Consider the following 16048-nt stretch of genomic DNA (forward strand, 5'->3'; position numbering starts at 1 on the left):
CAATATGATCATCAGTGATTGCATAATAAATCAAAAAAGCCACCTCACTATAACACAATAAAAAAACATTGCTAAGTGAAGTAGCTTTTTATTAATTAATGGAATCTATAAAAATAAGAAGACGTGCGAAACTTGATTATAGTTCCGTTAAAATAATTGGTTCACCGTTTGTTACAACAATTGTATGCTCACATTGTGCTACAAGACTATTATCAGGTGTAACAAACGTCCAGCCGTCGTCTCCGCGTTCAATGATATGATCAGCTTTCATAGAGATAAACGGCTCTACAGCAATAACAAGGCCTTTTTTCAAAAGGGCTTTATCCATTGGATCATAATAGTTTAAAATATGGTTAGGAGCGTCATGCAAGCTGCGGCCCACACCGTGACCCGTCAAGTTTTCAATAACAGCATATCCGTTTTGATGTGCAAAGTTAGAGACAGCACGACCAATTTGGTTTTGTTTTGAACCAGCTTTTACTTTTTTCATGGCTGCCCAAAATGCATCTACTGCAGCTTGGCACAGCTTTTCTTTTTCTTCGTCTTGCCCAATAACAAATGAAATACCGGTATCTGAATAATAGCCGTCAAGTACGGCAGATACATCCACATTTACTAAATCGCCATCTTTTAATACTCGATCTCCCGGGATACCGTGAGCCACTTCTTCGTTTACACTAATGCACGTTACACCTGGGAAATTATATTCTTTTTCAGGTGCAGAAATAGCACCGTGTTCATCCAATATTTTTTTACCGATCATATCAAGCTCTTTTGTTGTCATGCCTGCTTTTGCTTGGTTTTTCATCTCTTCGCGCGCAAGTGCAACGATGCGTCCAATTTTGCGTAAACTTTCTAAATCTTGTTCGTTACCAATAATCATAAAAAACACTTTCCTTCCTCGAAATATATATCCTATCCGATTTTATCATATTTCTATGAGGATTTTTCAAAAGACCTTTTAAGAACTAAAATGTACGATTAATTAGACTAGTAAGATATTTATCATATGTCAAAATCCTCTTCATTAACCTATGAAATTCAAAAAAGCATGCTACTTTACCGCAGCATGCTTTTTTATGTTATATAAAAGCTCCCTCAAACAAGCAGAAGCTTTCACAATCCCTTAATCCACTGTTTCAAACTTCACTTCATTAAACAAACTAGTAGAATTCCATACATTCAACCCCGCATAGCCTTCTGAAAAGGTATGGTCCACTGCATCAATCACAAGCTTATCATCGAGATAAACTTGAATGTGTTCTCCTTCAGCCGTTACTTTCAAGCGATAATCCGTATTTGTCTTTAAATCCAGCTTTCCCCCATCATCGTAAATAATGAGATCTTTGCCTATTCCGTCTCTAAACGCAATGAGTTTTACTTGATTATTAAGCACATCTACATTCGCAGCGTAAGCGTTATTTGCCTGTTCATCCGAACGGAATACTAGAGCTCCTGCTCCTGTAGAATTTGAAACAGGATCGTCTAACACCTTTATCTTTGCCTCATATATAAAATTCTTTGCTTTTTCTGATGATAAAGCAAAGGCATCTTCTTTGCTTCGTCCTTGTTTTCCATTAATCGTATCGGCCCATAGTCCGCTAATGCTTTTCCACACTGATAAATTTGTCTCAACAGGACTTTTATTCCAAATAGATTTTAATGGATACATCTTCAGGGAATTCAATTTCACAGCTCCTCCTTTGCTATAAAGCCTTATTTTATTGCTTGAAAGCGTTGGAAAGAGCTGATCTGTTATTACTTCCGTGCCGTCATTACCAAATACTTCTACAGATGACTGGTCTACAAACATATGAAGCTTAACCTTTCCGTCTTTCGGAAACATGGAAGCAGAGTGTTTGCCTTTCACATTTTCACCAAAATCAAAATTTCCAGAGTTTGTTCGGTCAACAAATAATCGCTGCTTGTTTACGTTATAGCTGACTTTTGTATTTTCACTGCCTTCTTTTTGAATTTGAAAACCAAATTCTTGTGCATCTGTATTAGAAACATCGAATTCTGCCATAATTTCATATTTGTTTTCCTGTATGCCCGAAAGAAGATTTTTATTTTCAACGACCATCAGATTCTTCAACACCTTTTTTTCTTGCTTATTGCGAATTGAATCAATTGAAACAGGTATTTGTTTTAAACGAAGTCCTTTTGCTGTGTTGGTGAGTTCTATTTTTCTTGGAATCGACATAGAGCTTCTCCAAGTAGTAGTTGGGGTATTGTTTGCATATTGCCAGTTGCTCATCCAGCCTAGCCAATACTTTTCTCCGTTATCTCCTTCAACTCCGCTCCAATCTACAGCAGCATAAAAGTCAGCACCATAATCTGTCCAAAGCACTTCCTCTGGCGGGTTTTCATTTTTAAATGTTTTTCCGTCAAAATCACCAACAAAGTACTGCATACCTGAACCTCCAGCTGCCGCTCCATCATTGATGCTTACCTGCAGCACCCATTTTTTCTTTGTGCTGTCTCCATCAACCGGCAGTTCGAGTAAAGTAGGACACTCCCAAATCCCTCCGTTGCTTCCATGAGTTGATTTCACCCATTCTCCTGACACAGTATTCCAATCTGAAAGCTCTCCGCTTTCCCTTTGTTTAACTTCCTCCGGTTCTTTTGCTACACTGTCTACTTTATCCGGCATTTTTTCTGTATTAAATACATTAACATCATCTAGATTAATATGCCCCCATCCGCCTACAGCTTGATCAACGGCTTTAATATACAATACTTCTCCTATATACTTAGAAGCATCCCATACGTAGCGCTGATACTTTTCATCTGCAAACTTTGTATTCGCTTGACGAATCAATTCTTTATCGTCAGAGGCCCTGACTAAGGAGACATAGCGGTTTGTGGGGTCGTTTCCGCCTCCCATTAACAAATTGATTTCACCTGAGCCGCTCAATTTAAAATAAGATGAATGTAATTCTCCAGTGGCATTATCGCCATCTTGCTTATCGGAAAACCCCCATAAATGATACTTTCCTTTTTGTTCAAAGAGACCGCTCCAATTTGCGGTTGCATCCGTTACATGATCGTTTGTGAATGCATTTCCTTTTATCGTTTTCCAGCCGGTGAGATCGCCTGTTTCAAAACTTTTATTTTTAATTTCCTTTTCATCTGTATCAATAAACTTGGTCATGTTAACATCTTGAAACTGGACTGAAGATTGATGAACATGTAATCCAAACAATCCTTTTGAAAAAGTTTCATCTTTTGCAGTAAGGGTGAAATTATCGTCTATATACAAATCAAGTTTATTTCCCGATGCAGTTACTTTTACTTGATGTGATTTGCTCGTATCAATTTTTTCGTTTGTGTCGGCAAGGACAGTTGAAATGCCATTTTGAAGCTTTACTAGTTTGATTGTATCTTTAGAAGCGTCCACGCTAGCTATATATCCGTTTTTGGCTTCCGCGTCTGCCCGAAAGAGTAGTGCACCTGAACCAGGATTTTCATCTAAAAATGTCATATTTGACTTAAAAATGAACTGATCTCCCTGTTCTTCACTCATAATATATCCATCGCTGTCAGATTTACCGATTTTTCCATCAGCAGTATCATTCCACGTTCCCGTAACAGGTTTCCAGTTAGATAGATTGGTTATAAAATTAGATTGATTCGTAAATTTAACATGACGAAAGACAGCTGTGGAATTCCATGCTGTTAATCCAAACTGACCATTTTCAAAAGATGCATCACTGCCTTCTAGAACTTGTTTTCCATTTAACAGTACCTTAAAGTAGTGACTGTTTGCTTCTACTTTTACATGATATGCTTGTGATGTATCAAGCCTCACCGACTTTGAAACAACGGTCGTTACGTTTCCTTTCTCTACTTTGTTAAGTGTTAAGAGGTTCTTTTCTGCATCTAAATTGACGGTATATGCGTTTGTTGCGTCTTTATTAGAACGAAAAACAAGACCGCCTGCGCCTGCGCGTCCATTCTTTTCTACAAGCGTAATTTCTCCCTCCAGAGTAAAGGATTGACCTTTTTGTTCGGATAAAGTATATGTGTAGGCACCACTTTGACCGTTTGCTTGGATGCCTCCATCAGGTCCAAACTCACTTGTGTATTTCCAATTTTTTAAGTCAGGTGATGTATAAAACATAATTTTATCTTTAGCGGCTAAAGACATCACCCACTGCTTGGTTTGGTCATGCCAAAACACTTTTGGGTCGCGCCAGTCAGGAACTGGGGGATTCGGCATAACAGGATTTCCTTCATACTTGGTCCACGTTCTTCCGCTGTCCTTGCTGTATGCTAGACTTTGCACTTGTCCTTTTCTGCCCGAGTGTGTAAAGATAGCTACCATTGCTTCTTTTCCAAACCCTGCGGTATTATTCCAATCGATAACGGCACTTCCGGAAAAAATCTCTCCGTTCTCATCTGGAGAAAGAGCAATCGGCAGGTGTTTCCATTTCACTAAATCTGTACTAACTGCATGCCCCCAGTGCATGGGTCCCCAAGTGGTACCGTAAGGGTAATACTGATAAAAAAGGTGATACTCTCCGTTATAATAGACCATTCCATTTGGATCGTTCATCCAGTTCGCTTCTGGAGAAAAATGAAATTGATTCCGGTATTTTTCTTGATAATACCCTGTATTATCAGCTAATACAGGGCATGCAGAAAACAAGCTTATGGAACAAGCGACTCCAATCATCAATAACTTTTTAACGGTTCTTTTCATCTTCCTTTCCTCCTTTATTTGCATACTGGTTATGTAAAACATTTTCACCAGCAGATGCTAAAAGAATAGATGACTCCTCTTATTTATCATCCTAAAAAGCCTATCCAATAACCCCCTATACCAATTAAGAAAATACCGAAAATAATAAGCAGCGGATTTGTACCTTTTCGAAGCATCCATGCTACTAATAAAGTTAGCGCTAAAGGAAGCAGCCCCGGTAGAATACTATCAAGTACATCTTGCACAGTTTTTACCACAACTTTACCAGAATCATCTTTGATCCTAGAAACAACCACTGGTATATTAATAGTAGTCCATTTCGAAACCAACGCTCCCATTACGAAGAGTCCTAAAATGGATGCACCTTCCGTCAGTTTTTGAATTCGATTCCCTACTAAATCTTTTAAAATTTCTGTTCCTTTTAAGTAGCCATATTTTAATCCATAATATTTTGTGCTTAATCGAATTGCATTAATTAAGATGAAAAACAGCAGTGGTCCGGCAATGTTACCGCCTAACGCAAGCGAGGCGCCTAGGGCTGCGAGAACTGGTCGAAGCGTTCCCCAGAAAATAGGGTCTCCTACACCAGCAAGTGGGCCCATTAATCCAATTTTCATTCCGCTGATAGCTTTTTCATCAAAATCTTTTTTGTTTGCCATTTCTTCTTCCATTGCTGCCGTGACGCCGAATATAGGTGCGGAAATCCATGGGTGTGTATTGAACCATTCTAAATGACGCTTTAATGCTGCATTTCGCTGAGCTCCTGGTCCATATAAGCGTTTGATTGCTGGAATCATAACATAACAGTAGCCCATTGCTTGAACACGCTCAAAGTTAAATGAACCGAGTAAAAAATTCGAACGAATGAACATGCTAAAGATATCTTTTTTCGTTAATCTTTTTTCATTTTCCATCTCTATCCCTCCCTTAAGTTCGCCGTTTAGGCATCTAAATCATCGTCATCGTCATCATCATATACTTGTTCGCTCCCTGTAGCTGCGGGAACGCCTGCCGGCTGCATTTGATTTCGCTGCTGCATTACTTGCTGATAAAGAAGTGCTAAACAAAGACCCAGCGCTCCAAATCCTACCAGGTTAAACCCTGTAAATGCCGCCAATAAGAACCCGATATAGAAAAAGGGCTTTAAATGAGGAATGTTCATCATATTGATAACCATGGCATATCCTACGACCACGATAATGCCTCCTCCAATTTGCAGGCCTTTTGTAATAACTTCCGGAATATTTCCGAGGAAAGTTTGCACGGCGCTTACGCTGATTAATGTAACAATTAAAGTTGGAATCATAACGCGTAGAGCCTGAAAACCCATAGCAGTAATATGCATAATTTCAATTCCTTTAAAGTTTCCTTCTTCCGCGTACTTATCAGCTCGATGAATTAAAAATACTGTGATGGTACGAACAAAAATGGTGAGTACTTGCCCTGCAGCTGCTAAAGCTATGGCTACCGCAATGCCTTCACCAATCCCCTGACCAGCTGTGATAACTAAAATAGTTGAAATAACAGAAGCAATAGCCGTATCAGGTGCCATCGCCAATCCAACATTCATCCATCCAAGAGCCATTAATTCCAGTGTTCCACCTAAAATAATGCCGGTTTTTAAATCTCCAAGCACCAAGCCTACTAACGTGCAGGCAATGAGAGGACGATGGGATTGCCCTTCGTCCAACACGCTGGCGATGCCAGTTATTGCTGCAATGACTAATAATAAAATAATTTGTATGGAAGACATAAACTCATCTCCTTATTTGATTTTTGTTTCGTTTCTCAGTAGTTGAATAAAATTTTCACTAGAATCTGAAGGTAATTGGCGCAGCTCAAGCTTTACGCCTAGTTCCTGCAGTTTCTCAAAAGCATCGATATCTTTTTCGGTAACGCTTACAGATTTAGTGATTTGTTTTCGGTCATTAGCAAAACGCATGCCCCCTACGTTTACTGTCTCAATAGGTACGCCCGCTTGAACAAGAGCGACAATGTCTGCGGGGTTTTCAAACAGCAGCATGGCTGTTGTATCCTGATAGCGAGGGCTGTGAAATGCTTTTGTCATTTTAGAAATCGAGACAGCGCTCGCTTTTACATTCGAAGGAGCCACAGAAAGAATAAGCGTTTTTCGCATTTCATCCGCTGCCACCTCATCTGAAACAATGATAATTCGATCTGCTGCATTTGTTTTGATCCATCTTGTTAATACCTGCCCGTGAATAAAGCGGTCATCAATTCTTGCTAAAACGATTTTCATAATAATCCATCCTCTCCGATTTGGTTTGCTTGCTGGATTTTCTCCAAATGTTCACTGCACACTTGAAAACTTTCTTCATTCACCTGCTTTAATCTTCCTAGCATCTCTTTTAATGTAACGTGTTCCCTCATGGCTAACACTTCTAATAACATAGGCAAGTTAACTCCGGATACCATATCCGCTGTTTTATTTTTAAGGATATAGGGAGTAGCCGCATTGTAGGGTGTACCTCCGAAAATATCTACTAAAAAAAGCACTTCATTTTCTAAGGGCATCTCCTCTAGTGCCTGCTTATATTTTTCTTCAAGGGTTTGGATACCCTCGCCTTTTAGAAAAGGTACGGCTACTACGTGATTCTCTTCACCAAATATCATTTTGGAAGACCCCTCTAACGCTGGCGCGAAATCACCATGTCCACTAATAATGACTGAAATCATGTACACTTGCTCCTCTCTTTTACGTTCTACACTTATTTATTGCAAGTATCGTGCCAACAAAGAGTATTAAGCGCTTTCATTTATTTTTCAATACCTTTTTCTGCGTTGTCGATACAGGTTCCTTAAAATAAACAAACCTGTATCAAAACGTCATGCGTTTTAATACAGGTTTTTCTGTTATTTAAAAAATGGGATAAAAAAAGAAACTAGTGGCATATAAATCAAACTAGTTTCTCAGAATTATAATATGATTTTTACATTTCATCCGCAAAAATGGTGGCAATAAATAATTTTTCATCTCTTGTTAAGGTAAGTTTCAGCTTTTTTTCGACGGCTTGTAATGTTTTTTCCGTTTTTTGATAAATGTTTTCTAACTGGTGAGTGATTTCTTCATCCTCGGGAAAAGTAAGAGGTTCATTTTTTATCATTCTTTCTAAAGCAAAGGCTGTATGCATCACAATTCGAATCATAACAGTGTTGCTTAATTCCATTTCTAACTCATCTTGTACATGACTTAACCATTCTAACAGAATTTCACTTATGAGGTACGGATTAATAAATAGAAGGTACTTTCGCAAGTTTTCTTCGCAAAGTTCACGCACCACAATATTCGCTTCGGTTTTCTCATCATCATAGTTTATCGTTTCTTTTGTAATTGCCTGTTGAAGTATTCGCTCTCCCTGCCCTTCAATGAGGACTTCTAATGATACATGAGGCGCATCAATCCTTGGATTTTTAGTACCTGCCGTTGCAACAATTTCATATTCTTTTTGAATTTCTCGAATGTTTGCTGCTAATTTAATAGAAGAAACGGTTAGAATTTTAATAGGTTCTTGAGATACTTTGCGTGAAATAATCGTTAAGATTTTTTCTAATTGTTTTGCTGTACCGCTTCCTGTTGTACAAATAGAAACAAGTGCTTTCTTTTTTCCAAACACGTGCTGCTGCTTATCTATAAATTCCATAAAGTCTTTTTGCACTGAATCAAATATGGCATATAAATTTAAATCTAAATAATTTACTTTTCTAACGGTGTCTAATACCATAGACGTCGTCACATTGCTGATGGTTTTAATTTTAGTCCCTGTTTTTTGTTCCAACTTGCTTTCTAACATGGCAAGCGAACCCATGTCCACGAGCATTAATACGCCTTCTCCTTCATCTACTTTCTTAATTCCTTGGATTAACCTGTCTACAATTTCAACCGGAGATACCGTCAAAGGCACATCAATAGCTATAATAGGAGTGCTTCCTAAAAGCTCCGTAGCAACTTCAACCATAGAAGTTGCCGTGCTGTTTCCATGGGCAGCAACTACAATCCCTACTCGTTTATTTTCTTCTAACGTTCGAATTGATTGAATAACCATTGTGAGATAAATGACTTCTATTTCTGGCACGCTAATGTTAAACCACTTTTCAATTCGATTTTTAAAAAGCAGTGCTACCGCATATTCTTTTGGATATGTTTCACGAATTTCATCTATCTCCTTTATATTTAATACGTCTACTTGTTTTTTTCGTTTTAAAAAGGATTCCATATGCATACTTAAAAAATGGATAAATCTGCGATCAAATTTACAGTTCAATTCTTTTTCAGCCAACTGTTTTAATTCTTTTGTAAGCTGAATCACATCGTCTTCTACGAATTTCATTAAATTAGAGCTCTGGCCATTTTTTTGATTAAAAAAGCTTCGAACATTCAAATGAATGTCGGTAAGAATATACTGATTGATGTCTTCTTGAGATAAACCTTCTTTTGTTAAAACATCTACTTTTTCTTCTATTAACTGATATAAATTAAATGATACGTCTTCCTCCATTTTTATTTCTTGGCTCTCCATAGCCGGGGAGATAATCGTTTTAAGGTTTACATATTCAGAAATTTTTTTGCTACGCTCCATATTTTTACTATTTGAAATCCAATCTCGTTTAATATCGTCAGGCAGATCTCGCACTGTAAGTTCCACCATATGTTTACTATCAAGGTTATTTAAAAATCCGTGTGCGCAAACGAGCTGCACATTCGACTTTAACTGCCCTACATTTCCGAATTTTTCAGTGTGGATTAAAGCATTTAATACATCAATGTGAACACTTAGCTTTTTATTAATTCGTTTAGCCTCTTGTTCTAAAAGAAACGTGGTGAGGCGAATTTTTTCTTTTAAAGACCTCTCTTCTAATGAGGGAATATGGATAGTCATCGGAATTCTTCTTAAGAAAGTTTGCAGTAAGGCTGAACCGGGATTTTCAGTTGTAGCACAAATAATTAATACCTTAGACGTTCGCTTATGATCTGTTTCCCCTAGGCGATTGTACGTACCTTGATCAATGAGGTAAAAAAGCATTTCTTGGCCTTCGGGAGGAAGCCGGTGTACTTCATCCATAAAGAGAATCCCTTCATTTGCTTGTTCTACTAAACCTACTTTACTCTCAGTTGCTCCGGTGAAACTCCCTTGCTTATGACCAAATAACTGAGAAAGAAGTAGTTGAGGATTATGGTAATAATCAGCGCAGTTAAAGGTAATGAACGGGGCATCTGTTTTTAGCCTCTCTGAATATAAGGCAAATTGATAGATTCGTTTTGCAAAAAGAGATTTTCCCGATCCCGTGGGACCTAATAGCAGCATATGTAATCCATTAGGCGGGTAAAGAACAGCAGCTTTTGCTTGAGAAATCGATTTTTTCAAACTTCCGGTAGCTCCAATCATTAATTCAAAAGGATTAGCAGGAAGAGCTTCTTCTTTTCCTCCATTAGATAGCTGCTCTAGTTTTTCTACTTCCATCTTATTCGTATCCCACTTTTGATGGCAAATGGTTTCAACAACCTCTAGCGGAACGTAGCGAACGGGGAACATTTTAATTTTGATTACTTTTTGCATGCGGACAAGTTTGTTAAGTTCAAGACTTACATTAGATCTCTCTAAATCTAACTGTTCAGCAATTTCAATCGCTGAGCTTCCTTGTTTATGTAAAAGTTCCACTTCTGTAAACTCTTGAAAATTACTCAACAGCTGATTGTATACCTTATCAATTCGTTTCATTAGAAGCACCTTCTTTATTTTCAGTTCACGATTGGAATTTTCTCTTTCAAAGAAATGATCATTCCCTACTACTACAAGCTATTTCATCTACAAGTACCCTCATGTCATACTAATCTATGAAAACGTTTCAAACCATTATATGTAAATATATTAAGTTAGTCAAACCTGCATGTCAACCGGTTTCATTCTTAAAGTTATATTCTGTCTGAATATTTCATTTTTTTAAATAACTATCAATGTATATACTGCTTTTTTATTTTAATCAGCACTGCGTTTACAGCACATTTTTGATTAAATAATAAAACGAAAGAAAACAGCAGCAGTTACCGCCATCTTCTTTCGTTTTTAAAAATTATTTATCGGTACTTAATTGCCCTTGTGGTAAAATACTGTTTTTCACAACAGCTGTTTTTGATCCTTTAATATTTAACAAGAAGCTAGGAGCAAAAGTAGAATGTTCCTCTGAATAAAAGCCTCTGTTTGTCATGTAACTTGTGATTACGACATTGTCTCCTTTCACTTGTGGAACTGCAAAATGTGAATACGTAAACGTTTTGTCATTAGGATCGAGGTCCATATGTAAAACAAGTCCTGTATCATTTAGCGGCTTGTATTTTCCTGTCAGCGTATTTGATACGTACCCTAGCATATATACGTCATCTTGGCCGATACCATCAATAGTCATTTTAGATCCGCGAGAATCTGTGAATAAGTACCATTTCCCATCTTTTTTAAATACATTTGCGCGTTCAATTTCATCTGTCACCGTGTTTGAAGTAATCAGTGGATCCATTACTTTTTTCAAGGTATAATCGTTATTTAGTTCAACAATGCCTAATGCACCGTTTGCTAAAGAGGCTTTCTTTTTATTAGAGCTCTGAAGTAATTTCTCTTTTTCTGATTGGAAAAATGGATTATTTCCACCGTAGTAAGCTCGATTGTAAAGGGAATCTTCACCTTGATAACCATCTTCAGTTCCTGTGTTTGCTTCAAACACAAGGTATTTATGCCCTTTATCCTCTACATAGTGAGGATCTCTCAATGTATGATTATCTCCTGAACCATATGCGCCTTCATCAATAAACTGCTGAATATTTTGATACTTTTTACCATCACCATCAAAAATGGATTTATGATCTTCAACACCTTCAATTTTTAACGTATCTCCACTTGGCTGGGATACATTTACTTGAGCTGTTGTTAAGGTTTGTTTTCCATAGTTTGTACCTGAAAAGTTAGTATAGAATAAGCGTATTTTTCCGTCTGATGTTAAAGTAGCAGATCCTGACCATTCTTGTGTTTGCTTTTTCAAATGAGGATCATTCGGTACAAATTTGTCACTGTCTTTGAACACTCTTCCTGCATTTTTCCAACTGTCAATCGAATCTTCACCGATTTTTTGATAAAACACATAAATAGATGTATCATCAGCATCTTTCGGATCACCTGCTAGTGCAAATACAACTTGGTAACCATGATAGTTGGCTACTGTTCCGTCAGCATTTTGCAGAGGCCAGCTGTCCCATACATCTAAATCAATTAAATTGCCCGATTTATCATACCCTTTTGCAGAGGCAATATTTTTGATTGTTGATTTATCAAAAGCTGGAACTTTAAACTGTTCGCTTTTTTGCTGCTGAGGAATTTTCAGCATGTTATCACGCGTAATATGGGAAACTCTATAATTATTGTTGGTATCTTTATGATTGCTTTCAGCAGCCCATGTTTGAGATCCAGCACCTACTAACAGAGCTGTAGCAAAAGATAAAGCTGTAGTTTGCTTTGCTATTTTCTTAATATTCATCTGTTTTTCTCCCTTTTGTACAATACCTTTTCTTGTGTCACTCACAAGCAATTCATTTTCTATGTATCGAGAAGTAATATCAATCTGGCGAAATAACAGAACCGGTTCCATTACCTTTCCAAGATTACTTGCATAATATTGAAAAGTCAAATAGGTAAAATGGAGTAATCCTCTCATTTTTTCTCCCCTTATATTTTTCATTTGGTTATAAAGTCTTACACCTTCAACTTTTTGATTAAATGGGCAAATTCATCATCATATTTAACCTGATATTTTTTATAAGCTCTTCTACAGCTGTTTAAGTAAGCCATTTTCAAAAAAATATCGTTAATGTATTTTTTGTGAAATAGTGGAATAATTTATTATATAATAGTTCCTATTGGAAATAATAAGAGACAAAAGAATTAGATAATTAATTTTTGAATTGATTCTTTCATCCTATTAAATTTTATGTAGCTTTTCACGAGAAATCGTTATCATTTTAATGAATCAATAATACATTTTTCAGGAAATCAAAAAGAGCTCTTTATAAAGAGCTCTTTTTGACGTCATTTATGCTGTTTTTAAATAGCAGTTCTTATTTAAGAATCAAGTTCCGCAGTACGTTTGATAAGGCTGATTAGACGGAGCAGACGGTGTACAATACTCTGGCTGAATCGGAGATTCATATGGGCTAGAAAGCACTTCAAGAAGGGTTTCCATGACGCTGTAGTCTTCTTTTTGTGCTGCGTCTAACGCTTCTTCCACTCGGTGATTTCGAGGAATGACAGCCGGATTATTATTTTTCATAAGCTCTTGTGACTCCGCTTTAGATTGTTTTTGTCTACCTAATCTTTTCTGCCATAGCTCATGCCACTGTGCAAATTCTTTGCTTTCAAACAAGTCACTATTTTCTAGCTTATCGAAAGTTAATGCACGAAACGTATTTGTATAGTCAGCTTTATAGGTTTTCATTATTGTAAGAAGGTCTTGGAATAATGCTTCATCTTCTTTTTCTTCGTTAAAAAGCCCAAGTTTAGCCTGCATACCTGCCAGCCAGTTTTCCCGATAGAATTTTGGAAATTCGGTCACAGCGCTTTGCGCTATTTCAACTGCTTTTTCTATATCTTGATCCAATAGCGGTAATAAAGCCTCAGCAAACCTCGCAAGATTCCACCCTGTAATGCCTGGTTGATTTTGATAAGCGTAGCGCCCTTGTACATCAATTGAACTAAATACAGTTTCTGGATCATAGGTATCCATAAATGCACATGGTCCGTAATCAATTGTTTCTCCACTAATTGTCATATTATCCGTATTCATGACGCCGTGAATAAAACCAATAAGCTGCCATTTAGCAACTAGGGTAGCGTGACGCTTAATCACTTCTTGAAGCAATGATAAATATTTTTTTTCGTTCTTTTCTATGTGGGGAAAGTGACGTTCTAATGCATAGTCAGCTAAAGCTTGAAGGTTTTCGACCGTTCCCCATTTTGCAGCGAACTGAAATGTGCCAAAACGAAGGTGACTGGAAGCTACACGCGTCAAAATCGCCCCCGGCAGTTCTTTTTCACGAACAATGGATTCACCTGTTGTTACGACTGCTAGGCTCCGAGTAGTCGGAATACCAAGAGCATGCATGGCTTCACTAATAATATACTCACGCAGCATAGGTCCTAGAGCTGCCCGGCCGTCTCCTCCTCGGGAATACGGTGTTCGGCCTGAGCCTTTAAGCTGAAGGTCTACTTTCTCACCCGAAGGCGTAACTTGCTCTCCTATTAACATAGCCCGGCCGTCTCCTAGCATGTTAAAGTGGCCAAATTGATGCCCCCCATAAGCTTGTGCAAGCGGGAAAGCACCTTTTGGAAAACTGTTTCCAGCCAAAATGCTAACTCCTTCTGGGCTTTGCAGCTGTTCTTTTTGTAATCCTAGAGACGCGGCTAAAGAGTCATTAAATTTAACTATTTTAGGTGAACTCACTGGATTAGGATCAAGAGGGGTAAAAAAGATGTTTGGTAACTCCGCATAGCTATTACGTAAATTCCATCCTGTTTCTTTTTGATTAGTCATCGTATCTCCTTTTCTTTTTGTGTCTTAAAAAATAATTCTTTCTTTACTGATCGTTGTTTTATAAGCGCAGTAAGCCTTGCTCTACCCTGCTTTCTTTTGGGGGTCTTAGAGCAGGACAGTTTCTCTTTCATTTATTTTCTCTTTTACTATTATATCGTATTTGCTCGTACTTTTAATCTAAAGTGCCTTATCCATTTATATACCTCCGCTTTGTTGACGAGCTATTAAATGCTCAAAAAAGAAGAAGTATTAATATACTTCTTCCTCTGTATTTTACCCCCAAATATCTTTTAAATTCCAATACGTTAACTCTTTTACGATTACGTTTCCTCCTTCAGTAAATAATTCAATTCCGAGCCTGCTTTCTTTTGGATAAATACGGCTCGTCATGGTCGCTTGGCCTTCGTTTGCAAATACTTCAACGGAAGAACGGTCCACAAATATTCGTAAAGCTAGTGTCTCACCTGCTTGTAGCGCTACTTTCCTCACTCCATCTTCTTTTCCCGAGTGAGTACAGTCAAGCAATAGCTTTTGCTCATTAAGGTTGTAACACATAAGCGTTTCTTCGTTGTTTATTCCACGAATTTTTATTCCTACCGATGAAGCTTGGCAGTCCGCTAAATCAAATACAGCTTGTATCTCTAGCAAGTCTTCATTTACTTCTACTACATAACTGTTAGAAAGAGATTTATTGGTTAGCATATTATACTGAGTTTTCCGAAGTGATGTAAGCTCTTGGACGGGGTTCATTAACACTTTATCCCCTCTTAAAGTTAGTTCTCTCGGAAGCGTTAGCGCACCGCACCATCCATCCTCTTTCGTTGGCATATTAGCTTCCCACATGTCCATCCAGCCAATTGCAATTCGCCGCCCTTTATCATCTAAAAGCGTTTGAACAGCATAAAAATCGTGGCCGTAATCTAATTCAGTAAATGACCCATGATGAAATGTATTGGTTTCATAATTATATTCTCCAACTAAATATCCCGTTTGGAAAAGGTTGTGATAGGAATCACCTTTTGCTTCTATCCCTTGAGGAGAAATCATTAACACATGCTTTCCGTCTAACTCAAAGAAGTCTGGACACTCCCACATGTACCCTAGATCTCCATCGCTTTTAGCAAGGACACCAACATATTCCCATTTTCGTAAATTTGAAGATCGGTATAAGATAACACGGCCCTCTTGTTTCTTTGTTGAGTTTCCTAGAATCATATACCAGAAATCTTCGTGCTTCCATACTTTAGGATCCCGAAAATGATGAGAGCTATCTGCTGGCGGCTCAGCAATAACTGGGTTGGCCTCTGCTTTTTCAAAGGTAATGCCGTCTTTACTAACAGCTATATTTTGGTTTTGAAAAAAAGTATCCAGCTCTTTGTCTATATAATTATGTCCTGTATAAATTAGCGTAAGCTCTCCTTCGTTATCCACGGCACTTCCAGAAAAACATCCATCTTTATCAAATGGATCTCCAGGAGCTAAAGCAATCGGCAAGTGCTGCCAATGAACAAGATCTTTGCTTTTCACATGTCCCCAATGCATCGGTCCCCAGTTCTCGTCATAAGGATGATGTTGATAAAAAACATGATATTCTCCTTTATACTGAACCAACCCATTGGGATCATTAATCCAGTTCGCTGGCGCCATAATATGATACCCTAACCGATATTGATGATTCACCTTTTTCTCTGCTTCATTTAATGAATGTTGAGCTTGCTCGATTTTATTTACCGTTAACATCATCATATCCCC

Annotated in this window: 9 protein-coding genes and 1 pseudogene; all 10 read right to left on the minus strand. The window is 37.7% G+C overall.

Translation table 11 applies throughout. From position 1 onward, the window contains the following. Positions 1 to 136: 136 nt before the first annotated feature. Positions 137 to 932: pseudogene (gene map / locus AC0KUU_RS12070) on the minus strand (type I methionyl aminopeptidase). A gap of 194 nt (positions 933 to 1126) precedes the next feature. After that, a complete protein-coding gene (locus tag AC0KUU_RS12075; protein WP_322551934.1) occupies positions 1127 to 4705 on the minus strand; it encodes a GH32 C-terminal domain-containing protein in 3579 nt (1192 codons plus the stop codon). An 86-nt stretch (positions 4706 to 4791) separates the two neighbouring features. Further along, positions 4792 to 5619, minus strand: coding sequence for a mannose/fructose/sorbose PTS transporter subunit IID (locus tag AC0KUU_RS12080; RefSeq protein ID WP_013056298.1), 828 nt, complete (start codon positions 5617 to 5619; stop codon positions 4792 to 4794). Between the two features lie 26 nt (positions 5620 to 5645). Beyond that, the gene (locus tag AC0KUU_RS12085) at positions 5646 to 6458 is read right to left on the minus strand and encodes a PTS mannose/fructose/sorbose transporter subunit IIC (protein ID WP_280559359.1); all 813 of its coding nucleotides are present in this window, start codon (positions 6456 to 6458) and stop codon (positions 5646 to 5648) included. Positions 6459 to 6470: 12 nt separating this feature from the next. Continuing rightward, the gene (locus AC0KUU_RS12090; protein ID WP_013056296.1) at positions 6471 to 6965 is read right to left on the minus strand and encodes a PTS sugar transporter subunit IIB; all 495 of its coding nucleotides are present in this window, start codon (positions 6963 to 6965) and stop codon (positions 6471 to 6473) included. Further along, entirely contained in the window at positions 6962 to 7402 is a 441-nt protein-coding gene (locus AC0KUU_RS12095; RefSeq protein WP_014460796.1) for a mannose/fructose/sorbose PTS transporter subunit IIA, read from the minus strand. The genes AC0KUU_RS12090 and AC0KUU_RS12095 overlap by 4 nt, the downstream gene beginning before the upstream one ends. Before the next feature lie 254 nt (positions 7403 to 7656). Continuing rightward, positions 7657 to 10443, minus strand: coding sequence for a sigma-54-dependent transcriptional regulator (locus tag AC0KUU_RS12100; protein ID WP_280559354.1), 2787 nt, complete (start codon positions 10441 to 10443; stop codon positions 7657 to 7659). A 352-nt stretch (positions 10444 to 10795) separates the two neighbouring features. Further along, the gene (locus AC0KUU_RS12105) at positions 10796 to 12247 is read right to left on the minus strand and encodes a glycoside hydrolase family 68 protein (RefSeq protein WP_043980541.1); all 1452 of its coding nucleotides are present in this window, start codon (positions 12245 to 12247) and stop codon (positions 10796 to 10798) included. Positions 12248 to 12835: 588 nt separating this feature from the next. Next, the gene (locus tag AC0KUU_RS12110; protein ID WP_280559348.1) at positions 12836 to 14296 is read right to left on the minus strand and encodes a protein adenylyltransferase SelO; all 1461 of its coding nucleotides are present in this window, start codon (positions 14294 to 14296) and stop codon (positions 12836 to 12838) included. Positions 14297 to 14569: 273 nt separating this feature from the next. After that, on the minus strand, positions 14570 to 16036 hold the full coding sequence (locus AC0KUU_RS12115; protein ID WP_043979130.1) for a glycoside hydrolase family 32 protein: 1467 nt from the start codon (positions 16034 to 16036) through the stop codon (positions 14570 to 14572). Positions 16037 to 16048: the final 12 nt, after the last annotated feature.

The organism is Priestia sp. ST2, from assembly GCF_055810735.1.